Source organism: Pseudomonas sp. FDAARGOS_761 (assembly GCF_013343155.1).
GTDB lineage: Bacteria > Pseudomonadota > Gammaproteobacteria > Pseudomonadales > Pseudomonadaceae > Pseudomonas > Pseudomonas aeruginosa.
Map to the genome: position 1 here is coordinate 3462359 of NZ_CP054572.1, position 24402 is coordinate 3486760.

21 protein-coding genes are annotated in these 24402 nt (G+C 66.1%); 7 read left to right on the forward strand and 14 right to left on the reverse strand.

All coding sequences use genetic code 11. The features are described from left to right. Positions 1-47: 47 nt before the first annotated feature. Positions 48-662, forward strand: a complete 615-nt coding sequence (lexA, locus tag FOC67_RS16120; protein WP_003091196.1) for a transcriptional repressor LexA — start codon at positions 48-50, stop codon at positions 660-662. An 11-nt stretch (positions 663-673) separates the two neighbouring features. Then, positions 674-1159 (forward strand): SOS-induced cell division inhibitor SulA, encoded by a 486-nt coding sequence (sulA, locus tag FOC67_RS16125; RefSeq protein WP_003091197.1) that lies wholly within the window; start codon positions 674-676, stop codon positions 1157-1159. 21 nt (positions 1160-1180) lie between these two features. On the opposite strand, the gene FOC67_RS16130 is transcribed toward sulA, so the two are convergent. The 6 genes from FOC67_RS16130 to fadB all read right to left on the reverse strand — a co-directional run bounded on the left by FOC67_RS16130 (position 1181) and on the right by fadB (position 8752). After that, positions 1181-1414 (reverse strand): hypothetical protein, encoded by a 234-nt coding sequence (locus FOC67_RS16130; protein ID WP_003109483.1) that lies wholly within the window; start codon positions 1412-1414, stop codon positions 1181-1183. A 205-nt stretch (positions 1415-1619) separates the two neighbouring features. Further along, the gene (locus FOC67_RS16135; protein WP_003091199.1) at positions 1620-2138 is read right to left on the reverse strand and encodes a DUF6586 family protein; all 519 of its coding nucleotides are present in this window, start codon (positions 2136-2138) and stop codon (positions 1620-1622) included. 106 nt (positions 2139-2244) lie between these two features. After that, positions 2245-4851, reverse strand: a complete 2607-nt coding sequence (topA, locus tag FOC67_RS16140; protein WP_003091201.1) for a type I DNA topoisomerase — start codon at positions 4849-4851, stop codon at positions 2245-2247. A gap of 90 nt (positions 4852-4941) precedes the next feature. Further along, positions 4942-5205 (reverse strand): DUF1653 domain-containing protein, encoded by a 264-nt coding sequence (locus FOC67_RS16145; RefSeq protein WP_003109484.1) that lies wholly within the window; start codon positions 5203-5205, stop codon positions 4942-4944. 193 nt (positions 5206-5398) lie between these two features. Continuing rightward, positions 5399-6574 carry an acetyl-CoA C-acyltransferase FadA gene (fadA, locus tag FOC67_RS16150; protein ID WP_003113978.1) on the reverse strand — a complete coding sequence of 392 codons (1176 nt, stop codon included), beginning with the start codon at positions 6572-6574 and terminating at the stop codon, positions 5399-5401. A 30-nt stretch (positions 6575-6604) separates the two neighbouring features. Beyond that, positions 6605-8752, reverse strand: a complete 2148-nt coding sequence (fadB, locus tag FOC67_RS16155; RefSeq protein WP_003091204.1) for a fatty acid oxidation complex subunit alpha FadB — start codon at positions 8750-8752, stop codon at positions 6605-6607. A 427-nt stretch (positions 8753-9179) separates the two neighbouring features. Between fadB and FOC67_RS16160 the strand changes: the two genes are divergently transcribed. Then, positions 9180-9998 carry a hypothetical protein gene (locus FOC67_RS16160; protein WP_003119795.1) on the forward strand — a complete coding sequence of 273 codons (819 nt, stop codon included), beginning with the start codon at positions 9180-9182 and terminating at the stop codon, positions 9996-9998. 16 nt (positions 9999-10014) lie between these two features. Here the strand turns inward: FOC67_RS16160 and FOC67_RS16165 are convergent, their stop codons facing one another. After that, complete coding sequence (locus tag FOC67_RS16165; RefSeq protein ID WP_009313816.1) at positions 10015-10449, reverse strand: hypothetical protein; 435 nt, start codon at positions 10447-10449, stop codon at positions 10015-10017. Positions 10450-10656: 207 nt separating this feature from the next. Here FOC67_RS16165 and FOC67_RS16170 point away from each other — a divergent pair, with 207 nt between their 5' ends. Next, complete coding sequence (locus tag FOC67_RS16170; protein WP_003091210.1) at positions 10657-11094, forward strand: universal stress protein; 438 nt, start codon at positions 10657-10659, stop codon at positions 11092-11094. A gap of 29 nt (positions 11095-11123) precedes the next feature. On the opposite strand, the gene FOC67_RS16175 is transcribed toward FOC67_RS16170, so the two are convergent. Both FOC67_RS16175 and FOC67_RS16180 read right to left on the reverse strand, forming a co-directional pair. After that, positions 11124-11810: a hypothetical protein gene (locus FOC67_RS16175; RefSeq protein WP_003091213.1), complete on the reverse strand. Its 687-nt coding sequence runs from the start codon at positions 11808-11810 to the stop codon at positions 11124-11126. 149 nt (positions 11811-11959) lie between these two features. After that, positions 11960-13882, reverse strand: a complete 1923-nt coding sequence (locus tag FOC67_RS16180; RefSeq protein ID WP_003091215.1) for an ATP-binding cassette domain-containing protein — start codon at positions 13880-13882, stop codon at positions 11960-11962. A 225-nt stretch (positions 13883-14107) separates the two neighbouring features. Between FOC67_RS16180 and slt the strand changes: the two genes are divergently transcribed. Then, positions 14108-16036 carry a lytic transglycosylase Slt gene (gene slt, locus FOC67_RS16185; RefSeq protein ID WP_023097397.1) on the forward strand — a complete coding sequence of 643 codons (1929 nt, stop codon included), beginning with the start codon at positions 14108-14110 and terminating at the stop codon, positions 16034-16036. 56 nt (positions 16037-16092) lie between these two features. Next, a complete protein-coding gene (locus tag FOC67_RS16190; protein WP_003091225.1) occupies positions 16093-16479 on the forward strand; it encodes a lysozyme inhibitor LprI family protein in 387 nt (128 codons plus the stop codon). A gap of 43 nt (positions 16480-16522) precedes the next feature. Here the strand turns inward: FOC67_RS16190 and FOC67_RS16195 are convergent, their stop codons facing one another. The 5 genes from FOC67_RS16195 to FOC67_RS16215 all read right to left on the reverse strand — a co-directional run bounded on the left by FOC67_RS16195 (position 16523) and on the right by FOC67_RS16215 (position 23176). Next, positions 16523-17329, reverse strand: a complete 807-nt coding sequence (locus FOC67_RS16195; RefSeq protein ID WP_003122468.1) for an MOSC domain-containing protein — start codon at positions 17327-17329, stop codon at positions 16523-16525. A 102-nt stretch (positions 17330-17431) separates the two neighbouring features. Continuing rightward, on the reverse strand, positions 17432-18340 hold the full coding sequence (yegS, locus tag FOC67_RS16200) for a lipid kinase YegS (RefSeq protein WP_003091230.1): 909 nt from the start codon (positions 18338-18340) through the stop codon (positions 17432-17434). Positions 18341-18414: 74 nt separating this feature from the next. Continuing rightward, the gene (locus FOC67_RS16205; protein ID WP_003109491.1) at positions 18415-19974 is read right to left on the reverse strand and encodes an FGGY-family carbohydrate kinase; all 1560 of its coding nucleotides are present in this window, start codon (positions 19972-19974) and stop codon (positions 18415-18417) included. Positions 19975-19994: 20 nt separating this feature from the next. After that, positions 19995-21575, reverse strand: coding sequence for a glycerol-3-phosphate dehydrogenase/oxidase (locus FOC67_RS16210; protein ID WP_003109492.1), 1581 nt, complete (start codon positions 21573-21575; stop codon positions 19995-19997). Positions 21576-21580: 5 nt separating this feature from the next. Then, positions 21581-23176, reverse strand: a complete 1596-nt coding sequence (locus FOC67_RS16215; RefSeq protein ID WP_003119788.1) for an FAD-binding oxidoreductase — start codon at positions 23174-23176, stop codon at positions 21581-21583. Positions 23177-23352: 176 nt separating this feature from the next. Here FOC67_RS16215 and FOC67_RS16220 point away from each other — a divergent pair, with 176 nt between their 5' ends. Then, positions 23353-24384 (forward strand): AraC family transcriptional regulator, encoded by a 1032-nt coding sequence (locus tag FOC67_RS16220; RefSeq protein ID WP_003091237.1) that lies wholly within the window; start codon positions 23353-23355, stop codon positions 24382-24384. Positions 24385-24402 lie beyond the last annotated feature (18 nt).

Here is a 24402-nt window from a genome sequence, read left to right on the forward strand (position 1 = left end):
TCACTGTATATAATCCCAGTCACTGGATAAAAACACAGAGCGACGACATGCAGAAGCTGACGCCCCGCCAAGCCGAGATCCTCTCCTTCATCAAGCGCTGCCTGGAAGACCACGGCTTTCCGCCGACCCGGGCGGAAATCGCCCAGGAACTCGGCTTCAAGTCGCCGAACGCCGCCGAGGAGCACCTCAAGGCGCTGGCACGCAAGGGCGCCATCGAAATGACTCCGGGCGCCTCTCGCGGCATCCGCATTCCCGGCTTCGAACCGCATGCCGCCAACGACGATGAGGGCCTGCCGGTGATCGGACGGGTCGCCGCCGGCGCACCGATCCTCGCCGAACAGAACATCGAGGAATCCTGCCGGATCAATCCCGCCTTCTTCAATCCTCGCGCCGACTACCTGTTGCGCGTGCGCGGCATGAGCATGAAGGACATCGGCATCCTCGACGGCGACCTGCTGGCCGTCCACGTCACCCGCGAAGCGCGCAACGGCCAGGTGGTGGTCGCGCGGATCGGCGAGGAGGTCACGGTGAAACGCTTCAAGCGCGAAGGCAGCAAGGTCTGGCTGCTGGCGGAAAACCCTGAGTTCGCTCCGATCGAAGTCGATCTGAAGGAGCAGGAACTGATCATCGAAGGCTTGAGCGTCGGCGTGATCCGACGCTGACAGGAGATACCATGCAGACCTCCCACTCGCTGCCCAGCGCCCAGTTGCCACTGTTCCAGGAAGCGTTCTGGGCCAGCAACGGCGCTCCCTTGCTCGACGATGTCATCGACAGCCCTTCCAGCGCCTCCATCGAGGAACCCGCTGCCTTTAGCGAACTTTCGCTCAGCGGCCTGCCAGGGCACTGCCTGACCCTGCTCGCACCGATTCTCCGCGAGCTCAGCGAGGAACAGGATGCCCGCTGGCTGACCCTGATCGCTCCGCCGGCGAGCCTGACCCATGAATGGCTGCGCCGCGCCGGCCTGAACCGCGAGCGCATCCTGCTACTGCAGGCGAAGGACAACGCCGCTGCCCTGGCGCTCAGTTGCGAGGCCTTGCGCCTGGGTCGCAGCCACACCGTGGTCAGTTGGCTGGAACCGCTGAGCCGGGCGGCGCGCAAGCAACTGTCCCGCGCCGCCCAACTGGGCCAAGCACAGAGCCTGAATATTCGTCTGGGTTGAAAAAACGGCGGGGGACAGCGTTCAGTGCAGGACGCGGGGGCCTTCGTCGTGTTCCATCTCACCCTCGGCAAGACGACCGGCCATTTGCACGCCGACATTGAACATGGCCTTGGCCACTTCGACATGCTGGCCTTGCAGGAAATTCTTCGCGTCCCCGGAGAACTCCAGGGTCACCAACGCCTCCTCGTCATCGGCGCGACGCAGCACGATGCGCCCGTCGGGCATTTCTACGATTTCAAGGAAGGATGTTGGCATGACAGACGCTCTCTACGAAGACGCGACATTGTAACAGCCCATCCAGTGCATCCCTAGCCCGCATCCGCCTTCCGGTTCCGCTCTCGCGCCTGTAACGGCGGTTCCAGAGCGCCCGGACGGCATCCGCTAAATTTTTTTGCTGGCAAATCAACCGAGTGGAACGGTAGGAAAATTTCCTACCGCTGATCGGCGAATGACGACGGCGTTACAGCTCCGTCAGGCTCTCGCGAAAACGCAGGACCAATTGCTTCAGCGACTGCCGCCATTCCTCGAGGGTTTCGCGAGAAAGCAAGGGGGCGTCTTCGTCGATACTCACGGCAACGATCAACGGTGTGCTGGGGTCGATCTTCGCTGCCTTGGTCGGTCGCGGCGGCAGGAACAGCTCGGAGTAGGCGCCCAGCAACTGGCCCAGCCAGGTTTCCGGCTGCGACGCCAACTCCACCAGCTCAGCCAGCTCGGGGCTGGGCGCGGCCGCCAGCACTTCGGCATTCAGCAATGCATCCACGCGAGGAGCGGCAGCCTGCGGCAGACGGTAGTAACCGGCGATCTCATGGCATACACCGAGCACTGCGCCATAAAGGTGGAACAGCGCCGATTCGCGCTCCCCCTGGATGATCGCCTGGGCATTCATCGCCCGCTCGGCATCGGCTCGCTTCCAGGCCTCCAGAGCCAACCCGGCGAAATACAGCTTCTGGTTGGTGCGGGTATAAAGCTCTTGGGCCATGCCGGTACTCCCGATTAAAACTGGAAGGAATGCGGAGCGCAGGCCAGGTCAGCGCCCGGCCTTCGCGCAGTATAAGCGCGCCCCATGCAAGCGGGCGCGCCATCCATCAGCGCTTGTCTTCGACCTTCCACTTGCCGCCATCGTAGAAGGCGCGCCAGCCGGTGGGCTTGCCATCGACCTCGGACTGCACGTATTGCTCCTTGGTCTTGCGGCTGAAACGGATCACCGCGGGACGGCCGTCCGGGTCTTTCTGCGGGGCGTCGCAGAGGTAATGGTACTTGGGATCCAGCTCGGCCTTGTGCGGGATGATCTCGCTCACCAACGGCGCGCGGGTCTCGCGGTTCTTCGGGAACTGGCTGGCGGCCAGGAACATGCCCGAAGCGCCGTCGCGCAGCACGTAGATATCGTCCACCTTCTCGCACTTCAATTCAGGCATGCGGATGGCGTCCATCTTCGGCGGCGCCGCCTCGCCATTCTTCAGCAGCTTGCGGGTGTTCTTGCAGGTCGGATTGGTGCAACCGAAGAACTTGCCGAAACGGCCGGTCTTCAACTGCATCTCGCTGCCACACTTGTCGCATTCCAGGCTCGGCCCTTCGTAGCCCTTGATCCGGTACTGGCCTTCCTCGATCTCGTAGCCCGGACAGTCGGGGTTGTTGCCGCAGATATGCAGCTTGTGTTTCTCGTCCAGCAGGTAGGCGTCCATCGCGGTACTGCAGATCGGGCAGCGATGCTTGCCACGCAACACCCGCGACTCGGACTCGCCCTCGTCGTCCGCGGCGATCTCGTCGCCGGGAATCAGGTTGACGGTCGCCTTGCAACGTTCCTTCGGCGGCAGGCTGTAGCCCGAGCAGCCGAGGAACACGCCGGTGGAGGCGGTACGAATCATCATCGGCCGGCCGCACTCGCGGCAGGGAATGTTGGTCAGGGTCGGCTGGTTGGCGCGCATCCCCTTCTCGCTGACTTCGGCCACCTCGAGCTTCTTCTTGAAATCGCCGTAGAACTCGTCGAGCAGGTGCTTCCAGTCGCGCTCGCCCTGGGCCACGTCGTCGAGATGCTCCTCCATCCCGGCGGTGAAACCGTAGTCCATCAGGTTGGCGAAGCTCTCGTTGAGCCGATCGGTGACGATGTCGCCCATCTTCTCCGCATAGAAGCGGCGGTTGTGGGTGGTTACGTAGCCGCGCTCCTGGATGGTGGAGATGATCGCCGCGTAGGTCGAGGGGCGGCCGATACCGCGCTTCTCCAGTTCCTTGACCAGGCTCGCTTCGGAGTAGCGCGCCGGCGGCTTGGTGAAGTGCTGGCTCGGATCGAGCTTGATCAGCTTGAGGTTCTCGCCTTCCTTCATTTCCGGCAGGACGTCGTCCTCGCCCGGCTTGCTCTGCTGCGGCAGTACCCGGGTATAACCGTCGAACTTGAGGATGCGGCCCTTGGCGCGCAGTTCGAAATCGCCGGCGGTGACGCTCACGCTGGTCGAGAGGTATTCGGCCGGGGTCATCTGGCACGCCACGAATTGGCGCCAGATCAGGTCGTACAGGCGCTCGGCGTCGCGCTCCATGCCGGACAGCTGGGTCGGCTTGAGGTTGACGTCGGAAGGACGGATCGCCTCGTGCGCTTCCTGGGCGCCCTCCTTGCTCGAGTAGACGTTGGCCTTGCCCGGCAGGTACTTCTGGCCGAACTCGTCTTCGATGAAACCGCGGACCATGCCAATGGCATCGGCCGACAGGTTGGTCGAGTCGGTACGCATGTAGGTGATGTAGCCGGCCTCGTAGAGACGCTGGGCCATCATCATGGTCTTCTTCACCCCGAAGCCCAGGCGGTTGCTCGCCGCCTGCTGCAGGGTGGAAGTGATGAACGGCGCCGAGGGTCGGCTGGAGGTCGGCCGGTCCTCGCGCTTGGCGACGCTATAGGCCGACGCCTTGAGCTTTTCCAGGGCCGCCATGGCCTGGGCTTCGTTGAGCGGCTTGAAGGCCTCGCCCTTCTCACGGGTAACCTCGAAGCGCACGTTGGCGCCCTTGGCGGTACCGAGGTCGGCATGCACCTCCCAGTACTCTTCCGGGACGAAGGCGCGGATCTCGCGTTCGCGCTCCACCACCAGCTTCACCGCCACCGACTGCACGCGGCCGGCGGACAACCCGCGGGCAATCTTCTGCCAGAGCAGCGGCGAGACCATGTAGCCGACCACGCGGTCGAGGAAACGCCGCGCCTGCTGGGCGTTCACCCGGTTGATATCGAGCTCGCCGGGCTGGGAGAAGGCCTCCTGAATGGCCTTCTTGGTGATTTCGTTGAATACCACGCGCTTGTAGCGGCTTTCGTCACCGCCGATGGCTTCCCGCAGGTGCCAGGCGATGGCCTCCCCTTCGCGGTCCAAGTCGGTCGCGAGATAGACGGTGTCGGCGTCCTTGGCCAGGCGGCGCAGCTCGTCGATGACCTTTTCCTTGCCGGGCAGGATCTCGTACTTGGCCTTCCAGCCATGCTCGGGGTCGACCCCCATGCGCGAGACCAGTTGGCGCCTGGCCTTCTCCTTCGGTGACAGCGCCGGCGCCTCGGAGGCGCTCTTGCGGCCCTTGGCCGCCGGCTCCTTGGAACTCGACGAACCACTGGTGGGCAGGTCACGGATGTGGCCGATGCTCGACTTCACCACGTACTGGCTGCCCAGGTACTTGTTGATGGTCTTGGCCTTGGCCGGGGATTCCACGATGACCAGCGATTTACCCATGGATCGGAAGGTTCCTGCGTCGAAAAGATGAATATAAAGGAGGGAGCGACTAGCGCGGCACCGCTATATATAGTGGCGAACGAGCCAAGGTCAAGCGCGGTCTTCCCCGCCGGGAGCTTTCTGCAAGCCCAGGGGATCGGCCTCGGGACTCACCAGAACGAAGCGCGGCACCCACTCGCCATCGACCTCCACGGCCTCGGTGAACATCTCCAGCGGACGCACCCAGAGACCGAATTCGCCGTACAGCGCCTGGTAGATCACCAGCGCCTCTTCCGTCTCCGAATGCCGCGCGACACCCAGGACCCGGTAGTTCTGTCCCTTGTAATGACGATAGAGCCCAGCCTGCAGGTCCATGTTCCTTACCTTGTCTCGAAAATCGGAAAACAACGGCACAATGCCGACATACAACAGCCCGGTATAGGCACGGATCGCACAATAGGCAAACCCGCGCTCCCGGGGCGTCATTCGCTCGATGCAGCCGGAAACGACTGACACTGAAAAACGAAAGCCGGGGCACGAGGCCCCGGCTTTCCCCTTCGACGAACGCTTAGATGCGCTCGAAGACGGTGGTGATACCCTGTCCCAGGCCCACGCACATGGTGGACACGCCAAGGGTACCGCCGTTCTGCTTCATCACGTTCAACAGGGTGCCGGAAATGCGTGCACCGGAGCAACCGAACGGGTGACCCAGGGCAATGGCGCCGCCGTGGAGGTTGACCTTCTCGTCCATCTTGTCGAGCAGCTTGAGGTCCTTCAGCACCGGCAGGGCCTGGGCGGCGAAGGCTTCGTTGAGTTCGACGAAATCGATGTCGGCGATGGTCAGGCCGGCGCGCTTGAGCGCCTTGTTGGTCGACGGCACCGGGCCGTAGCCCATGATCGCCGGGTCGACACCCGCCACGGCCATGGAGCGGATCACCGCCATCGGCTGGATGCCCAGGTCCTGGGCGCGCTGGGCCGACATCACGATCATGCAGGAGGCACCGTCGGTGATCTGCGAGGAGGTCCCCGCGGTCACGGTGCCGCCTTTCGGATTGAACGCCGGCTTCAACTCGGCCAGGGTCTCGACGGTGGTTTCCGGACGAATGGTCTCGTCGAAGTCGAAGACTTTCAGGAAACCGTTCTCGTCATACCCTTCCATCGGGATGATCTCGTCCTTGAACTTGCCTTCCTGGGTGGCCTTCCAGGCCAGTTGGTGCGAACGCGCGCCGAACTTGTCCTGCGCCTCACGGCTGATACCGTGCATCTTGCCGAGCATTTCCGCGGTCAGGCCCATCATGCCCGAGGCCTTGGCCGCGTACAGGGACAGGTGCGGGTTCGGGTCGACGCCATGCATCATGCCGACGTGGCCCATGTGCTCCACGCCGCCGATGACGAATACATCGCCATTGCCGGTCTGGATCGCCTGGGCGGCGGTGTGCAGCGCGCTCATCGACGAACCGCACAGGCGGCTGACGGTCTGCGCGGCGCTGGTGTGCGGGATCTGGGTCATCAGCGACGCCATGCGCGCGATGTTCCAGCCCTGTTCCAGGGTCTGGTTGACGCAGCCCCAGATCACGTCTTCCACTTCGGCCGGGTCGACCTTCGGGTTACGCTCCAGCAGCTTGCTGATCAGGTGCGCCGACATGGTCTCGGCGCGGGTGTTGCGGTGCATGCCACCCTTGGAACGACCCATCGGGGTGCGGCCGAAGTCGACAATGACGACGTCTCTCGGATTCAGGCTCATAAATTCACTCTCGCTCTAGTCGTTCCGCGATTAACCGAAGAATTTCTGACCGTTCTTGGCCATTTCACGCAGCTTCGCGGTCGGGTGGTACAGCGCGCCCAGCTCGGCGTACTTGTCGGCCAGGGCCACGAACTCGGCGACACCGATCGAATCGATGTAGCGCAGAGCACCACCACGGAAGGGCGGGAAGCCGATGCCGTAGATCAGGCCCATATCGGCCTCGGCAGCGGTCTCGACGATGCCGTCTTCCAGGCAACGCACGGTTTCCAGGCACAGCGGGATCATCATGAAGTTGACGATGTCCTCGTCGGTCACTTCGCGCTGCTCGACCACGATCGGCTTGAGCACTTCGTAGGCCTGCGGATCGGTGACCTTCTTCGGCTTGCCGCGCTTGTCGGTCTCGTAGGCGTAGAAGCCCTTGCCGTTCTTCTGGCCCAGGCGGTTGGCCTCGTACATCACGTCGACGGCGGTCTTGCCCTCGACCGCCATGCGGTCCGGGAAGCCCTCGGCCATGACGTCGCGGCCATGGTGGCCGGTGTCGATGCCGACCACGTCGGACAGGTAGGCCGGGCCCATGGGCCAGCCGAACTTCTCCATCACCTTGTCGATGCGCACGAAGTCGACGCCGAAGCTCAGCAGCTTGGCGAAGCCGCCGAAGTACGGGAACAGCACACGGTTGACCAGGAAGCCGGGGCAATCGTTGACCACGATCGGGCTCTTGCCCATCTTCTTGGCGTAGGCGACGGTGGTGGCGATGGCGGTTTCACCGGTCTTCTCGCCACGGATCACTTCCACCAGCGGCATCATGTGCACCGGGTTGAAGAAATGCATGCCGCAGAAGTTTTCCGGACGCTTCAGCGCCTGGGCCAGCAGGCTGATGGAGATGGTCGAGGTGTTGGAGGCGATGATCGCGTCTTCCTTCACCGCGCCTTCCACTTCGGCGAGCACGGCTTGCTTGACCTTGGGGTTCTCGACGACGGCTTCGACGACGATGTCGACGTTGCCGAAGTCGCCATAGGACATGGTCGGACGGATGCCATTGAGCGCCTCGGCCATCTTCGCCGGGGTCAGGCGACCCTTCTCGACGCGCTTGCCGAGCAGCTTGGCGGCCTCGTTCAGGCCCATCTGGATACCCTCTTCGCGGATATCCTTCATCAGGATCGGGGTGCCCTTGAGCGCCGACTGATAGGCGATACCGCCGCCCATGATGCCGGCGCCGAGCACGGCGGCCAGTTTCACGTCCTTGGCGACTTCGTCGTATTTCTTGGCTTTCTTCTTCAGTTCCTGGTCATTCAGGAACAGGCCGATCAGGCTCTGCGCGACCGAGGTCTTGGCCAGCTTGACGAAGCCGGCGGCTTCGACTTCCAGCGCCTTGTCGCGGCCGAAGTTGGCGGCCTTCTGGATGCTCTTGATGGCTTCCACCGGCGCCGGGTAGTTCGGACCGGCCTGGCCGGCGACGAAGCCCTTGGCGGTTTCGAAGGCCATCATCTGCTCGATTGCATTCAGCTTCAGCTTTTCCAGCTTCGGCTGGCGCCGTGCCTTGTGGTCCAGCTCGCCGGCGACGGCGCGCTTGGCCAGGTCCAGGGCTGCGGCCTGCAGTTGCTCGGGAGCGACCACGGCGTCGACGGCGCCGACCTTCAGGGCGTCCTCGGCCTTGTTTTCCTTGCCCGAGGCGATCCACTCGACGGCGTTATCGCAGCCGATCAGGCGCGGCAGGCGGACGGTGCCGCCGAAGCCCGGGTAGATGCCCAGCTTGACTTCCGGCAGGCCGACCTTGGCGGTCGCGCTCATCACGCGGAAGTCCGCGGCCAGGCACATCTCCAGGCCGCCGCCGAGGGCGATGCCGTTGATCGCGGCAACGGTGGGTACGTCCAGGTCTTCGAAGTCGCTGAAGATCTTGTTGGCTTCGAGGTTGCCCGCCATCAGTTCCTCGTCGGGCAGCTGGAAGTTGTCAACGAACTCGGTGATGTCGGCACCAACGATGAACACGTCCTTGCCGCTGGTCACGATCACGCCCTTGACCGATGCATCGGCCTTGATCGCATCGACTGCCGCACGCAACTCACTGAGGGTGAGACGGTTGAACTTGTTGACGGACTCGCCCTTGAGATCGAAATTCAACTCGACGATGCCGCCCTCAAGAGGCTTAACCGTGATGGCTTTACCTTGGTAAATCATCAACTGATCTCCACGCTATTATGGAAGCTTGAACTTACACATCGGACGCCGTGTCGGGACCCTTTCGGCAACCGCCGAGCATAGTCCCAAACCCTTCGGCACACCCGCCGACGCGATAACCGGGTCTCTATTGTCGAGGCCTGCGCGAGGCAAACGCTCGATTCATACGCCCGTTTGACTTGGGTGCGCACACATTCCGGCAAAAGCCGGGAATTGTCAATCAGCCATCCGGAAAACACCTGCCCTCCTCCAGGCCCTCTGCGCAGGGCCATTCAGCCAGCCTCTGTCGGACCATTCAGATGTTCGATGATCGGCGCCGTGGGCGCTTGTCCCGGTGCGGAAAGGCAGGCTAGAGTCGCCGCAGATCGCCATGCATGATCGGCCACGGGCCGTTACAAAAGAACAACAAGAAGGCCTCCAGGGCCACATGGAGATGGAACCCATGATCTGCCGTCCGTTCACTCTTTGTCTGGCCCTGCTCGGCCTGCTGAGCCTCCCCGTCTTCGCGGCAGGGACCGCCGATGACCTGCTCGCCCTGCACCAGATGCGGCTCGCCACGCAGAAATCCCTGAACGCCTTCTTCATGTACGTCGGCCAGGAAGGCGATCAACGCTACGCCAGCCTGATCGAAAGCTCGGCGCAGACGGCGGAAGCCCGCCTGCAGCGACTCGACGGCGTGAACGGCAGCGAATCCCGGCGCCTGCTGGGCCAGCTTCGCGAGCAATGGCGGGACTATGCGCAAGACCTCGACAAGCTGACCGGCGCGGTGCGCAACAAGGGCTACAGCGACCTCCAACCGGTCGCCGACCTGGCACGGCGCAACCAGCAACTGATGGACCTCGGCGGCCAGTTGTATCGCAGCCTGCAACGGGAAAACGCCGCCACGGTGCCGACGCTCACCGAGCAGAGCCGCGAACAGAGCCTGCTGATGCAGGACATTGCTCTGGACTATGCCTCGCGCAACGCGTCGGTGGGCGCCAGCTTCTTCGGCGGCGGCGAGGAGCGTCCACTGGACGACCTGGCCAGCCGCTTTTCGGTCAACCTGTTGAAGCTGCAGCAGGCGCCGCAGAACGACGAGGAGATCGCCAGGGCGCTGCGCAGCGTGGCGATCAAGTGGCACTACATCGAGAAGTCCCTGCGCAACTACAACCAGAACAGCGTGCCGTTCCTGGTCAACAAGAATGCAGACCGGATCATCGATGGCCTGGAGAAGGTCGCCGCGCTGTATGCCGCGCGCAACCAATGAACCTCGGCGCGCCGCCTCAGGCGCGCTGGCGGAGAAACTCGGCGATGCGCCCGAGGTCGGCGCTATCGCCGCGCTCGCCCCAATACAGGGCAAGGAACTGGGCGGTCGCCTCCACCTTGTAGACATCCCCGGGGAGGCTGCGCAGGGCGTCCAGCAACTCATCGTCCGCGCACGGCTCGCGCCACTGGTTCAGCCACTGGGCCGGGGTATTCTGCCAATAGCACCAGGCCTCCCGGCCGCGTCGGCGCGGGCAGTGGAACTGCGCGCAGGACGTCGGCGGAGCACTCTCCAGCCAATGCGGCCAATCCTGGCGCGCGAGCTGCATGGCCAGGCCGAGACGGCGCGCCTCGAGGCGCAGGGCCATCTTGCCGCGCTGCCTGTTGGACGGCATCAGCCAGGCCAGGGGACTGAGCATGACAGCCAGCAGCAGGATCACCAGCCAAGTGGTCATAAGGAACGGACACTCGAAAAACTGTTAAGGCATTTGCCTCGATCCACGCGCGCAGGCAGGATCGATCGCAGTCGCCAAGGGAGGCGCAGTTTACAGGCGAATGCGACCACGGCGGAGCAGCTTTTTGCCCAGCGCAACGGAACAGGTTCCACGCGCGGCGCGAAAGTCCATAATGAAAACACTATCCCCTTCTGGGAGGAGACGTTCATGCCCTATCAACACATTCTGGTCGCCGTCGACCTGACCGACGAATGCGACCCGGTGATGAAGCGTGCGGCGGCCCTGGCCACCAGCAACCAGGCCCGGCTCTCGGTGGTGCATGTGGTCGAGCCCATGGCCATGGCCTTCGGTGGGGACGTGCCGATGGACCTGTCGATGTTGCAGCAGCAGCAGTTCGACCAGGCCCGTGAACGCCTGGATGCCTTCGCCGTACGCTATCCGGACCTCGGCAGCGAGCAGCGCCACCTGGTCTACGGGCAACCGCGCCAGGAAATCCACCGCCTCGCCGCGGAACAGGCCTGCGACCTGATCGTGGTCGGCAGCCACGGTCGCCACGGCCTGGCGCTGCTGCTCGGTTCCACTGCCAACGACGTGCTGCACGGCGCGCCCTGCGACGTGCTCGCGGTGCACCTGAAGAAAGCCTGATCTCTCCCCGCTCGGCCGGGGCCTGCGCCTCAGCCGAGCGTTTCCTCGGCGCTCATCACCAGCGGGCGGATCTTCTGCAACTGGGTTTCCAGCGAATAGCTGATGCTCGACGACAGCGAGAAGAAGGTCAGGAACGCCTTCAGGTTGGAATCGCTGACACAGGTGTCGTGGATTCGCTGCCAGAACGCCTGGTTGACCAGTTGCAACTGCTGGAACAGCCGCACCAGCCCTTTCAGTTCCCAATCGGCATGCCGCCCCTCGCGGAAGTTGAAGTACTGGCGCATCAGGTACAGCGGCACCACCCGCAGCACGAACTCCTGGTTGCTGGCGAACGGCAGGTGCTGCATGGCCATCGGCCTCAGCGGCGCCAGCAGCGGACAGGCGCTGCTGGCCATGATCAAGCCGATCAGCGCGCGCAGTCCTTCCTCCAGGCCCGCCTGCTTGATGTACTCGCGCTCCGGCGTGCGCACGCAGATGCCGGCCTTGCGGAACGCCGGCAGGTTGCGGAAATCCTCGATCACCCCATGCAGGTCGACCGCCGCCGGACAATGGCTGTAGCGTTCGCGATCGAGCGGGCAGTTGCTGCAGCGATTGTGTTCCAGGCGCGTCCAGCGCGGCGCTGCGGCAGCCGCCTGCGGGTCGTAGTGCCGCTCCAGCTCGATGCGATAGTTGAGCTGATGCTGGTCGTCCAGCGTGATGCGGTACTCGATTGCCATGGACTGATCCTTTCTCGGGAGACGGCCGGCCCGTCAATGACGCCAGCCAGAGGGACCGACGGGGGACTGCACCCACCGCCGGCAAGGCCCGCAAGGATCATCGAGATGAGCCGCTATCACATTGATGCAGCTCACTTTTTCGAGATGGATCAGTCTTCCAGTTCGGCCCAGCGTTCGAGCAAGGCATCGAGTTCCTGCTGCAACGCGTCCAGCCGCGCCAGGGTTTCGCGCTGCTCGTCCTGCGGGCGCAGATAGAAATCCTGCTGCGCGATGGTTTCCTGGACACCCGCCAGCTCCGCCTCGACCGCGTCGATCTGCCCGGGCAAAGCCTCCAGCTCGCGCTGCAACTTGTAGCTGAGCTTTTTCTTCGCCGGCGCCTCGCTCGGCGCCGCAGCAGCCGGCGCGGGTTCGGCGGCGGGCGCCAGCGCGGTATTCAGCTCGGCCTTGCCGCTCTTCGACTCGCTCACGCCGAGCAGGCGCGGCGTGCCCCCTTGGCGCAGCCAGTCCTGGTAGCCACCGACGAATTCGCGAACCTTGCCCTCGCCCTCGAAGACCAGGGTGCTGGTCACTACGTTGTCGAGGAAGGCCCGATCGTGGCTGACCATCAGCACGGTGCCCTGGAAGCCGAGCAGGACTTCCTCCAGCAGTTCCAGGGTTTCCACGTCGAGGTCGTTGGTCGGTTCGTCGAGCACCAGCAGGTTGGCCGGCTTGCTGAACAGCTTGGCCAGCAACAGGCGCGCGCGCTCGCCGCCGGACAACGCCTTCACCGGGGTGCGGGCGCGCTGCGGACTGAACAGGAAGTCGCCGAGATAGCTGAGCACATGCCGGTTCTGGCCGTCGATGGTGATGAACTCGCGACCTTCGGAGATATTGTCGATCACCGTCTGCTCGGGTTCGAGCTGATGGCGCAACTGGTCGAAGTAGGCCACTTCCAGCTTGGTGCCCACCTCGATCTTGCCCGAGGTCGGCTGCAGGTCGCCAAGCAGCAGCTTGAGCAAGGTGGTCTTGCCGGTACCGTTGGCGCCGAGCAGGCCGATACGGTCGCCGCGCTGCAGGACCATGGAGAAGTCGCGTACCAGCGGCTGGCCGCCGGGATGGGCGAAGCTGACGTGCTCCACCACGATCACCTGCTTGCCGGACTTGTCCGCGCTTTCCAGCTGGAAGCTGGCCTTGCCCTGGCGCTCGCGGCGCTCGGCGCGTTCGCGACGCATTTCCTTCAGTGCCCGAACCCGCCCTTCGTTGCGCGTGCGGCGGGCCTTGATGCCCTGGCGGATCCACACTTCTTCCTGGGCCAGGCGCTTGTCGAACAATGCGTTGGCAGCTTCTTCGGCGGCCAGTTGCTGTTCCTTGTGCACCAGGAAACTGGCGTAGTCGCCGTTCCAGTCGATCAGGTGGCCACGATCCAGCTCGAGGATGCGGGTCGCCAGGGATTGCAGGAAGGCGCGGTCGTGGGTAATGAACAGCACCGCGCCGTTGAAGCCCAGCAGCGCTTCCTCGAGCCAGGCGATGGCGCCGATGTCCAGGTGGTTGGTCGGTTCGTCGAGCAGCAGCAGGTCCGGCTCGGCGACCAGCGCCTGGGCCAGCAGCACGCGCCGACGCCAGCCGCCGGAGAGTTCGGCGAGGGTCTTGTCGGCCGGCAACTGCAGGCGGCTGAGGGTGCTGTCCACCAGTTGCTGCAGGCGCCAGCCATCGCGCGCCTCGAGTTCCTGCTGGACCCGCGAGAGGCGCGCCAGGTCATCGTCGGTATGGATGTTCAGGCTCAGGTGGTGGTACTCGGCGAGCAGCTTGCCGACTTCCGCCAGACCCTCGGCCACCACGTCGAACACTGTCCGTTCGTCGGCACGCGGCAGTTCCTGGGGCAATTCGCCGATCTTCAGCGCCGGTGCGCGCCAGACTTCGCCGTCGTCGGCCTGCTGTTCGCCCTTGACCACCTTGAACAGGCTGGACTTGCCGGTACCGTTGCGCCCGATCACGCAGACCCGCTCGCCACGGCCGATCTGCCACGACACCTTGTCCAGCAAGGGAGTGGTGCCAAAGGCAAGGGATACATCGGTGAACTTGAGCAGGGTCATGGGCGCCTCCGGAAACAGGGCGCGCATTTTACGCCGGATAGGCATCGGATGGCACGGCGCTTTCACCGCCATGCCGCAACGGCTAAGCTTAGGCGAGCCATCCGCCCGGCTTCGGGCGCGCCCCGCGACAGCGGTCGCGCGCCAGTCCCGCGAGCGGTCGAAACGCCCGTAGGCAGCCGTTGCGGACCTGCCGACGTTACCCGACATCACCTGCCCGGATAAGTCATGCGCGGTCGCCTGTTCACTCTCGTTTCCTGTCTTTTGCTCAGTATTTCCTCCGTCGACGCGGCCCACGCCGCTTCCCTGACCGAACAACGCCGTCTCTACGACCAGGCCAAGGCCGCCCTGGCCAAGGGCAACAGCGCGCCCTACATGGCCTCGCGCAGCGCCCTGCGCGATTACCCGCTGGAACCCTACCTGGCCTACGACGAACTGACCCATCGGCTGAAGTCCGCCAGCAACGAGGAGGTCGAGCGCTTCCTCACCGAACACGGCGACCTGCCGCAGATCGGCTGGCTGAAACTGCGCTGGCTGCGCCTGCTGGCCGACCGCGGCGACTGGAAGACCTTCGTCAACTACTACGATCCGAAGCTGAACTTCACCGAACTCGACTGCCTGTATGGCCAGTACCAGCTGGGCCACGGCCAGAAGGCCGAAGGCTACGCCACCAGCGAACGCCTGTGGCTGGTCGGCAAGTCGCAGCCGGCTGCCTGCGACACCCTGTTCGGCCTCTGGCAGGGCGAAGGCCAGCTCACCGAGGAAAAGGTCTGGAAACGCCTCAAGCTGGCCGCCGAAGCGCGCAACTACAGCCTCGCCTCGCACCTCGCGCAGCGCCTGCCGACCCTCGGCAACCAGGGCGCGCTGATGGTCAGCGTGGCGCAGAACCCCGCCCAGCTGAGCCAGACCGGCCGCTTCAGCCAGCGCGACCATGCCACCGCCGACGTGGTCGGTCTCGGCCTGCGCCGCCTGGCGCGGCAGGACCCGGAAAAGGCCCTGAGCCTGCTCGACTACTACAGCTCGGCGCTACCCTTCTCCAGCGACGAGAAGGTCGCCATCGCCCGCGAGATCGGTCTCAGCCTGGCCAAGCGCTTCGATCCGCGTGCACTGCCGCTGATGACCCAGTACGATCCCGGCCTGCGCGACAACACCGTCACCGAATGGCGCACCCGCCTGCTGCTGCGCCTGGGCCGCTGGGACGAAGCCTATGCGCTGACCCGCAAGCTGCCCCAGGATCTCGCCGCCACCAGCCGCTGGCGCTATTGGCAGGCACGCAGCCTGCAACTGGCACAGCCGAACAGCAAGGAGCCGATCGCGCTGTACCAGAAGCTCGCCGGCGAGCGCGACTTCTACGGCTTCCTCGCCGCCGACCGCCTGAGCGTGCCGTACAAGCTCGGCAACCGCCCTGCGCACATCGACCCGCGCGTCCTGCAACGCGTACGCAACGCCGCCAGCACGCGCCGGGCCATGGAGTTCTTCAACCGTGGCGAAGTGATCAACGCCCGCCGCGAGTGGTACCACGCCGCGCGCCTGTTCGATCGCGACGAGCTGATCGCCCAGGCCAGGCTGGCCTACGACATGCAGTGGTATTTCCCGGCGATCCGCTCGATCAGCCAGGCGCAGTACTGGGACGACCTGGACATCCGCTTCCCGATGGCGCACCGCGCCACCCTGGTGCGCGAAGCGAAGAACCGCGGCCTGCACTCCAGCTGGATCTTCGCCATCACCCGGCAGGAAAGCGCGTTCATGTCCGATGCCCGTTCCGGAGTCGGCGCCACCGGGCTGATGCAGCTGATGCCCGGCACCGCCAAGGAGACCTCGCGCAAGTTCGGCATCCCGCTGGCCTCGACCCAGCAACTGATCGTGCCCGACGTCAACATCCGCCTCGGCGCCGCCTACCTGAGCCAGGTGCATGGCCAGTTCAACGGCAACCGGGTACTCGCCTCGGCCGCCTACAACGCCGGTCCGGGCCGCGTCCGCCAGTGGCTGAAAGATACCCGCCACCTGGCCTTCGACGTGTGGATCGAGACCATTCCGTTCGACGAGACTCGCCAGTACGTGCAGAACGTGCTGTCCTATGCGGTGATCTACGGGCAGAAGCTCAATGCACCGCAGCCCATCGTCGACTGGCACGAACGCTACTTCGACGATCTCTGACCCCCAACCCGGCCCGGACGCCCGGGCCTTTCCAGTACCTTGAAAAGGACCTCAAGATGAACAAGCCCCTCGCTACCGCCCTGCTCGCCGCCTCCAGCCTGCTGCTCGCCGACGGCGCCCTGGCCGCCGACGCCTGCGGTACGCCGCGCAACGCCTTCGACAGCGTGTATTGCCGCAGCGGCGAGTTTTCCCAGGCCGACCGCGAGCTGAACCAGCAGTTCGGCACCCTGCGCAAGCACCTGAACGACGGCCAGAAAGCCCTGCTGAAGAAGAGCCAGATCGCCTGGATCAAGGAGCGCGACGCGGCCTGCAGCGAAAGCAAGGACAACGGTTATTTCGTCAATCTCGACTGCGCCACCGAGAAGACCCGCCAGCGCCTCGACTTCCTCCGCGAACGCGAGCGCGAGTGCCTGAGCACCGGTTGCGTCGACGCCAAGCTCTGATCGCCGGCAATGGCCGCCCGCCGCAACGGCGGGCGACCGTTCCTCAGTCGAGGATTTCCACCGGCATCCCCACCTCCAGGCCGCCCTGTCCCAGCGCAATCAGGTTCTGCCCGAACAGCACCGCGCCATCCTTTTCCCGGTAGGTCTTCAGGGTCGTCAGCGGCTCGCGGTCCTCGTTGCGCTCGCCGGTCGCCGGATCCAGGGTGGTGAGGATGCAGCGGGAACAGGGCTTGGCCACGACGAACTCGACCGAGCCGATGCGGATGCGTTTCCAGCCGTCCTCGGCGAACGCGGCGCTGCCTTCCACCACCAGGTTGGGACGGAAGCGCAGCATCTCCAACGGCCGGCCGACCCGCTGGCTGAGGTCGTCGAGCGAAGCCTGGCCGATCAGCAGCAGCGGGAAACCGTCGGCGAAATGCACCTTCTGCCCCGGCTCGGCGTAGCCGGTATCGACCTGCCGCGCGCGCGCCTCGGGAATGTGCACCAGGCGCGTCGGGCGGCCGAGGAAGCGCGTCAGCCAGTCCGCTGCGGCGTCGCCGGCATCCGGCGCCTGCAAGGTATCGCGCCAGACCGTGACGCCACGCAGGTTGGCGTCGGCTGCCGGTACTTCGAGGCTCAGCTCGGACATCCCCGGCGCATTCAGCCGCAGGACCTCCGGCGCCGCCCAGCGCGCCTGGATACGCCCCAGCTGCGGCAGCAGGCGCTGGGTGAAGAAACGTCCGGTTTCGGTGTCCACCGCCATCCAGCGTCGGTCGCCGACCACGCCCAGCGCATCGAGCGCGACGCGCTCCAGGGACTCGGCGGCGGAAGACTTGATCGGATAGCGGTACAGCGCGGAGAGACGGAACATGGAACCAGCATCCTTGGTGGAAAGATGCTGTTATACGGTGTCGCGGGAAAGGCCGACAAGACACAGACGCCACTCCAGGCAGCGGATCAGTCGGCCCCGCCCTCAGTCCTCGCGCGGCGGCTCGCGCAACAACGGCGAACCGGCCGGCAAGTGCACGCGCAGCGCGCCCGGGGAAACCGAGAAACGCAGCTTGCGTCCCTCCAGCGGCTCGCCGTCGAGATTGACGTCGAGACCTTCCGCCGCCTCCACTTCCAGCCATGGCACCCGCGCGCGGACGAACAGGCTTTCCACTCCGTTGCCACCGCCGAGCAGGGTGCCCAGGGTACCGACCATGTCCTGCGGCGTCGGCAGGATGCTCACGTCCAGCAGGCCGTCGTCCACTCGCGCTTGCGGACACAGTACGTGTCCGCCGCCGGCCTGGCGCCCGTTACCGATGCCCAGGGCGAGGAACTCGCCTTCCCACTGGAAGTCCGGGGCGCTGAAACGGCCCTGGGCGGCATGCACTTCGGAAAAACGGGTCAACCCGGTCAACAGGTAGGCGGCACCGCCGAGAACCTTCTTCAGGTCCTCCGAGGTATTCGCCGTGACCTTCGAACCGAAGCCGCCAGTGGCCATGTTGAGGAACAGCTTGCCGTTCACCTCGCCCAGGTCGATCGGCCGCGCCGTCTGGTCGAGCAGCGCCAGCGCCGCGGCCGGTTCCAGGGGAATCCCGGCGGCGCGGGCGAAATCGTTGGCGGTGCCCAGCGGCAGGATCGCCAGGCTCGCCTCGCCTCGCCCGCGCGCCAGCGCTTCGGCCACCTCGCGCAGCGTGCCGTCGCCACCGCCGGCGACCAGCGTCGCATAGCCGGCCGCCAGCGCCTCCTCGACGATGCGCCGGGCGTCGCCGTCCTCCCAGGTTACTCGCACCGCCAGCTCCCGTCCGGCCTCGCGCTGCGCCGCGACCGCGGCACGAACCTCTTCGTTGCCCGCCTGCTTGCCATGCAGGACCAGCAGAACCTTGTCCTTGTCCATCGAACCGAACCCCTCGTCGTGGCCTTGTCTTTGCCTATTGACCGCGTATCCGGGACGGAAGTGCGGCGCCCGGTTCAGGCAGGGTAGCCGGTAATCTCGCGAATGCTGCGGTAGAGCGGGCGCAACTGGCGATACATGCGCAGGTAGACCTCGCCATAGAGCCGCTGGTAGATCTGCCGGGCTTCCGCCTGGGGCAGGAAAACCCGGCCGACGCGGGTCATCCCGGCCACCGCGCTGGCGACGTCCGGATAGAGGCCGAGCCCCACCGCGCAGTCGATCGCCGCACCCAGGCCGGACGCCTCGTAGACATGCGGGCGCTCGGCCGGCAGGCCGAAGATGTCGGCGGTGAGCTGCATCGCCGCGTCGCTCTGCGAGCCGCCGCCGGCCACGCGCAGGCGCACGATCGGCGTGCCCGAACGCTTCTCGATGCGCTCCTTGCCCTGGCGCAGGGCATAGGCCAGGCCCTCGAGGATGGCCCGGTAGATGTGCGCCCGGGTATGCACGTCGCCGAAACCGATCATCGCCCCCTTGGCCTCCAGTCCCGGTTCGCGGATTCCCGGCGACCAGTAGGGTTGCAGGGTCAGGCCCATCGAGCCGGGCGGCACGCCGTTGACCAGTTCGTCGAACAGTTGCTCCGGCTCGACCCCCTGCTCGCGCGCCTGCTGCATCTCGCGCAAGCCGAACTCGCGCTTGAACCAGCTGACCATCCAGTAGCCGCGATAGATCATCACCTCGGTATTGAAATGATCGGGAATCGCCGCCGGATAGGGTGGAATCAGCGGCACGGTTTCCAGGTAGCGGGCGCGAGTGGTGTTGATGGTCGCCGTGGTGCCGTAGGAGAGGCAGGCGATGGTGGGCTCCAGCGCACCTGCGCCGAGCACCTCGCAGGCCTTGTCGGCCCCCGCGGCGATCAACGGCAGGCCTTGTGGAATGCCGGTGTGCCGGCTGGCCTCGGCGCTGATCTCGCCGAGCCGCTCGCCCGGCTTGAACAGCTCCGGCAACTGCTCGCGGCGTACCGCCAGCGCCTGCCATTTCCAGTCGCGCGGGGCGGCCCAGCGCAGGCGCTTGTAGTCGAACGGCAGGTAGGCTACGCAGCACCCCACCGAATCGACGAAACGGCCGGTCAGGCGGTGGCTGAGAAAGCCGGAAAGCAGCAACACCTTGTCGGTCTTCGCGGCGATCTCCGGCTGCTCCTGCGCCACCCAGTTGACCTCGGCCTGGGCGCGGAAATGCTCCACCGCGCCCTCGGCGCCGACCAGCTTGAACAGCCAGCCCCACGGCCCCCTGATGCGCTCGCGGACCTCCGCCCGGCGCTGGTCGAGCCAGAGGATCGCCGGACGCAACGGCCTGCCCTCGGCATCGACGTGGATCACCGTGCCACGCTGGGTGGTCAGCGACACCCCGCGGATGAGCCCGCGATCGATGTCCACCTGGTCCCAGAGCCGCCGACAGGCCTCGCCGAGCATCGCCCAGTAGTACTCGGGGTCCTGTTCGGCCCAGCCCGGATGCTTCGAGTAGTAGGCCTCCAGCTCCACCTTGCCCTTGCCCAGCAGGTTGCCCTGCAAGTCGAACAGCAGGGCGCGCACGCTCTGGGTGCCATTGTCGATCGCCAGCAGATAGTTCTTGTCGTTCATCTCGTTCTCGTCTCGGCTGGTCAGACGGGCAGGCTGTAGTGCCGGCGCCAGAGGTCCAGATAGGCCTGTTGCTCACGTTCCCAGCGCGGGTCGTCCCAGCCCAGGCGCGCTTGGCAGAGTGCGCGGATACGCGGCAGGTATGCCGCGCCGCCTCCGGGCAACAGCAGGCCGAGGCGGGTGCGGCGCAACAGCAGGTCGTCGAGATGCAGCACCATTTCCGCCTCGGCGGCGAACGCCAGTTCGGCCCAGAGCGTTTCACTGGCACCCACGCAGTCCGTTCCGAGGGTGTCCACCAGCCGCTTGAGGCGGACCAGGTCGCGTCCGTAGCGACCGGCCAGGCGGCGTCGCTGGCCGCTGCCGAGCCCGTCGATGAGCGGGCCTTCGCAGGCGTCGAAGACCGCCGCGCCATCGTCCGTGACCGTGCGCCCGAGCAGCGGCGCGCAGGCTTGTAGCACCTCCACCGCCAGCGGCCGGAAGGTGGTCAGCTTGCCGCCGGCCAGGGTCACGCAGCCCGGCTCGCGCCAGAGCACATGCTCGCGTTTCTCGTCGGAAGGCTTGCCGCTGTCGTCGCCGCTGCTGACCACCGGTCGCACGCCGGCCCAGGTCGACAGCACGTCGCACGCCTCGATGGCAGCGGCGGGAAACTGCTGGGCGCAGGCCGCCAGCAGGTAGTCGAGTTCGGCGCGGCTGATCCGCGCGTCCTCCCCAAGGCCGTCGCGATGGTCGAGATCGGTGGTGCCGACCACCGTCGCACCCTCCCAGGGGAACACGAACACCGGTCGCCGGTCCGTGGCGTGCATGAAGCTGAAGGCATGGGCCACCGGCAGGCGCCAGGCCGGCAGCAATAGATGGCTACCGCGCAGCGGGCGGATGTGCTCGCTTCCGCCGGGCTGGCGCAACTCATCGGCCCAGGCCCCGGTGGCCACCGCCAGGGCACGGCAGCGAAAGTCGAGAAGCTCGCCGCTCTCGCGGTCCTCGGCGCGCAGGCCGACCACCTGGCCGCCCTCGCGCAGCAATTCGCGCACACGCATGCCGTTGAATGCCTCGCCGCCGTCGTGACGCGCCTCGGCCAGCACCCGCAGCACCAGGCGCGCATCGTCGGTCACCGCATCGAAGAATCGCGTGCCGCCGAGCAGCCGTTGTTCCTTCAGGCCCGGCGCCAGGTAGCGCAACGCGGCGGCGTCGTAGAAACGGTGGTTGCGCCGCCCGGCAAGGGCGTCGTAGACGCTCAGCAGGCCGCCGAATAGCCGCGGGCCGGGAAAGCCGCCGCGGTAGTGGGCCATCACGAAGCTCAACGGCTCCACCAGCCCAGGCGCCTCGCCGAGCAGGCGCTGGCGCTCGCGCACCGAGTCGCGGGTCAGCCGCCACTGGCCCTTGGCGATGTAGCGCAGGCCGCCATGGACCATCTTCGACGAGCGGCTCGAGGTGCCCCAGGCGAAGTCCCGCTGCTCCAGCAGCAGGCAGCGCCAGCCGCGCCGCGCGGCTTCGCGGAGGATGCCGGCACCGCTGATGCCGCCGCCGACCACGATCAGGTCCCACTCCTGCCCCGCCAGCGCCGGCAGGCGGCGGCGACGCCACTCCTCGTTCCAGGCTGAAGTCATTCCGCTCAGTCCTGCAGCAAGGTGCCGCGGTTGAGCCGCCCGGCCGGATCGAAGTGACCGGCCATGGCACGCAGCGCGGCGACGCCCAGTTCGCCCTTCTCGCGGGGCAGGTAGGGTGCGTGGTCCTTGCCGACGCCATGCTGGTGGCTGATGGTGCCGCGATTGTCGACGATCGCCTGGCTGGCCGCATGCTTGAGACGCTTCCAGCGCTCCAGCGTCGCCGCATAGCTCGCGGCCGGACGGAACACGTAGGTGGTATAGATGCTCGACCCCTCGCCATAGACATGCGAGAGGTGGGTGAACACATGGACCCTCTCGCCCTCGGCGGCCAGGCCGTCGCGCAGGCTGGCCTCGATCTTCTGCAGCAGGCCGTCGACGTTGCTCCAGTCGGTGGCGGTCTCCAGGGTGTCCACGGCGTAGCCCGCCTGCCACAGGGCCTCGCGCAGGTAGGGGAAGCGGAAGCGGTTCTGCGCCCACTTGCGCCCCAGCAGGGTGCCGGTGAAGACCCCGCCGAAGCGTTTCAGCAAGGCCTTCGCCTGGCTCAGCGACAATCCGTTCTGCCGACGGTTGCCGGTCACGCCGAAGGTCAGCATGCACTTGCCCTCGCCCGCGCCGCGCAGTGCCAGGTATTTTTCCAGCCAGGCGATCTGTCCGGGATGGCCGGCCAGGGCCAGTTGGGTCATGGTTTCCACGGCGTTGGACAGGCGCAGCATCGACAGCGGCACGCGCGCCTGGGCCAGCTCGCGGGTGGCTTGCAGGGCCTGCTGCCAGTTCGGCAGGAAGACGCTGTAGAAGCGCTCGTCCTCGGCCAGCGGCGAGACCCGCACCTTCACCGAGGAAATGATCCCGAAGCGTCCCTCAGAGCCCAGCACCAGTTCGCGCAGGTCCGGTCCCGCCGCGGATGCCGGGAAGGTAGCGATTTCAAGCGGCCCGGCGAAGGTCTCCAGGGTCCCGCCGGCGAAAAGTTGTTCGATCCGCCCGTAGCGCAGCGACTGCTGGCCGCTGGAGCGGCTGGCGACCCAGCCGCCGAGGGTCGACAACTCCCAGGACTGCGGGAAATGCCCGAGCGTGTAGCCCAGCGCACGCAACTGGCTCTCCACCTGCGGGCCGGCGGCGCCGGGGCCGAAGGTCGCGACCAGGCTCTCGCGGTCCAGATCGATCAGGCGGTTCATGCGCTCCAGCGAGACCGTCAGTACCGGCCGCCGCGAGGCTTGCGGATTGATATGGCCGGCCACGGAAGTACCGCCGCCATAGGGAATCAGTTGCAGGTCGCGGGAGTCGGCCAGGGCCAGCAACTCGCGGATCTGCTCGGCGGTTTCCGGATAGGCCACGGCGTCCGGGTAGACGCCGAAGTCGCCCTCGCGCATCGCCAGCCAGTCCGGCAGGCTCTGCCCGCGGGCATGCAGCAGACGCTCACGGGGGTCGATGCTGTAGCGCGGATCGGCCTCCAGGCGCGACGCCGGGACCTTCGCGAGCGCCGCCTCCAGGCTGGCGTCCGGCAAGCGTGCGCCCTGCCCGACCAGTTCCGCCAGGAACCCACGGGCGCTGTCCGGCAATTCGACCACGGTGCTTTCTTCGCCCCAGCCATTCCAACGACGCATGAACCTCTCCCCTCGCTTGTCGCGGCAACCTGTTTATCGGAACCTTTCTGGCTGCCTATACTAGCCAGCCGCCCTCGCCTGTCACTGTCGGATCGAGACACTCCCTGTGACCGATCAAGACAGCCGGCACGCACGCCGGACGGCCTGTTCCACCCGCCACGACAAGAACAACGACCATGCAGACCCTTGGCTCCACCTCGGTTCCGGCCCTGCTGAAGTACCTGCGCCACGCCGAACGGCTCGGCCTGGACATCGCCCCTGCCCTGGCCGCCGCCGGCCTCCAGGCCGACCAGCTCAACGACAATCGCCAGCGCCTGCCGGGCGAAGCCCACGAGCGCCTGCTCGGCTATTTCTGCGAGCATTCCGGCGATCCCCTGTTCGGCCTGCATTCGGCGCGCTTCGTCCAGCCCGGCTCCTGGAGCGTGCTCGGCTACATCGCGATGAACTGCGCCACCCTGGGCGAGGCCATGAGCCGCATCACGCCCTACGAGAAGCTGGTCGGCGACATGGGCACCAGCCGCATCGAGGCGGCCGGCGGGCAGGTCCGGCTGATCTGGAACTGCCGCCACCAGACACCCCTGGTACGGCGCCACATGGTCGAGCACGTCCTGGCTTCCTGGGTCCTCTACGCGCGCTGGATCGCCGACCTGGAAGGTTCGCCGGACGAGGTCTGGCTGGAACACGACCTGCCGGACGGAACCCGCGTGGAAGACTACGAGACCTTCTTCGGCTGTCCGGTGCGCTTCACCCAACCCTGTTCGGCGCTGCTGGTACCACTGGACTACCTGGCGCTGCCGCTGCGCCAGGCCGACGCGACGCTGCTGCGCACCCTGGAAGAACATGCCCTGGCGCTGATGGCCGAGCTGGACGATGACGAGCCGCTGCCGCTGCGGGTGAAGAACGCCCTGCGCCAGCTACTCAAGGACGGCCTGCCGCGCAAGGAACGGGTGGCGGAGAAGTTCGGCATGACCGTACGCACCCTGCAACGCCACCTGCAGCAAGCCGGCAGCAGCTACCAGCAGACCCTCGACGAACTGCGCCGCGAACTGGCCGAGCACTACCTGCTGCATAGCGAGCTGCCGATCCAGGACATCGCCCAGTACCTGGGCTTCACCGAGTCCCGCTCGTTCCATCGCAGTTTCAAGGGCTGGACCGGGCAGACGCCCGGCGAGTACCGGCAACGGCGGAAGGAGCCGGCGGCGCAATGAGAACGGCGGCCATCCGGC

What these genes read in the sequence shown, in the direction of transcription:
- lexA (WP_003091196.1), top strand. Translation starts at nt 48, where the DNA reads ATGCAGAAGCTGACGCCCCGCCAAGCCGAGATCCTCTCCTTCATCAAG.
- sulA (WP_003091197.1), top strand. Translation starts at nt 674, where the DNA reads ATGCAGACCTCCCACTCGCTGCCCAGCGCCCAGTTGCCACTGTTCCAG.
- FOC67_RS16130 (WP_003109483.1), bottom strand. Translation starts at nt 1,414, where the DNA reads ATGCCAACATCCTTCCTTGAAATCGTAGAAATGCCCGACGGGCGCATC.
- FOC67_RS16135 (WP_003091199.1), bottom strand. Translation starts at nt 2,138, where the DNA reads ATGGCCCAAGAGCTTTATACCCGCACCAACCAGAAGCTGTATTTCGCC.
- topA (WP_003091201.1), bottom strand. Translation starts at nt 4,851, where the DNA reads ATGGGTAAATCGCTGGTCATCGTGGAATCCCCGGCCAAGGCCAAGACC.
- FOC67_RS16145 (WP_003109484.1), bottom strand. Translation starts at nt 5,205, where the DNA reads ATGGACCTGCAGGCTGGGCTCTATCGTCATTACAAGGGACAGAACTAC.
- fadA (WP_003113978.1), bottom strand. Translation starts at nt 6,574, where the DNA reads ATGAGCCTGAATCCGAGAGACGTCGTCATTGTCGACTTCGGCCGCACC.
- fadB (WP_003091204.1), bottom strand. Translation starts at nt 8,752, where the DNA reads ATGATTTACCAAGGTAAAGCCATCACGGTTAAGCCTCTTGAGGGCGGC.
- FOC67_RS16160 (WP_003119795.1), top strand. Translation starts at nt 9,180, where the DNA reads ATGGAGATGGAACCCATGATCTGCCGTCCGTTCACTCTTTGTCTGGCC.
- FOC67_RS16165 (WP_009313816.1), bottom strand. Translation starts at nt 10,449, where the DNA reads ATGACCACTTGGCTGGTGATCCTGCTGCTGGCTGTCATGCTCAGTCCC.
- FOC67_RS16170 (WP_003091210.1), top strand. Translation starts at nt 10,657, where the DNA reads ATGCCCTATCAACACATTCTGGTCGCCGTCGACCTGACCGACGAATGC.
- FOC67_RS16175 (WP_003091213.1), bottom strand. Translation starts at nt 11,810, where the DNA reads ATGGCAATCGAGTACCGCATCACGCTGGACGACCAGCATCAGCTCAAC.
- FOC67_RS16180 (WP_003091215.1), bottom strand. Translation starts at nt 13,882, where the DNA reads ATGACCCTGCTCAAGTTCACCGATGTATCCCTTGCCTTTGGCACCACT.
- slt (WP_023097397.1), top strand. Translation starts at nt 14,108, where the DNA reads ATGCGCGGTCGCCTGTTCACTCTCGTTTCCTGTCTTTTGCTCAGTATT.
- FOC67_RS16190 (WP_003091225.1), top strand. Translation starts at nt 16,093, where the DNA reads ATGAACAAGCCCCTCGCTACCGCCCTGCTCGCCGCCTCCAGCCTGCTG.
- FOC67_RS16195 (WP_003122468.1), bottom strand. Translation starts at nt 17,329, where the DNA reads ATGTTCCGTCTCTCCGCGCTGTACCGCTATCCGATCAAGTCTTCCGCC.
- yegS (WP_003091230.1), bottom strand. Translation starts at nt 18,340, where the DNA reads ATGGACAAGGACAAGGTTCTGCTGGTCCTGCATGGCAAGCAGGCGGGC.
- FOC67_RS16205 (WP_003109491.1), bottom strand. Translation starts at nt 19,974, where the DNA reads ATGAACGACAAGAACTATCTGCTGGCGATCGACAATGGCACCCAGAGC.
- FOC67_RS16210 (WP_003109492.1), bottom strand. Translation starts at nt 21,575, where the DNA reads ATGACTTCAGCCTGGAACGAGGAGTGGCGTCGCCGCCGCCTGCCGGCG.
- FOC67_RS16215 (WP_003119788.1), bottom strand. Translation starts at nt 23,176, where the DNA reads ATGCGTCGTTGGAATGGCTGGGGCGAAGAAAGCACCGTGGTCGAATTG.
- FOC67_RS16220 (WP_003091237.1), top strand. Translation starts at nt 23,353, where the DNA reads ATGCAGACCCTTGGCTCCACCTCGGTTCCGGCCCTGCTGAAGTACCTG.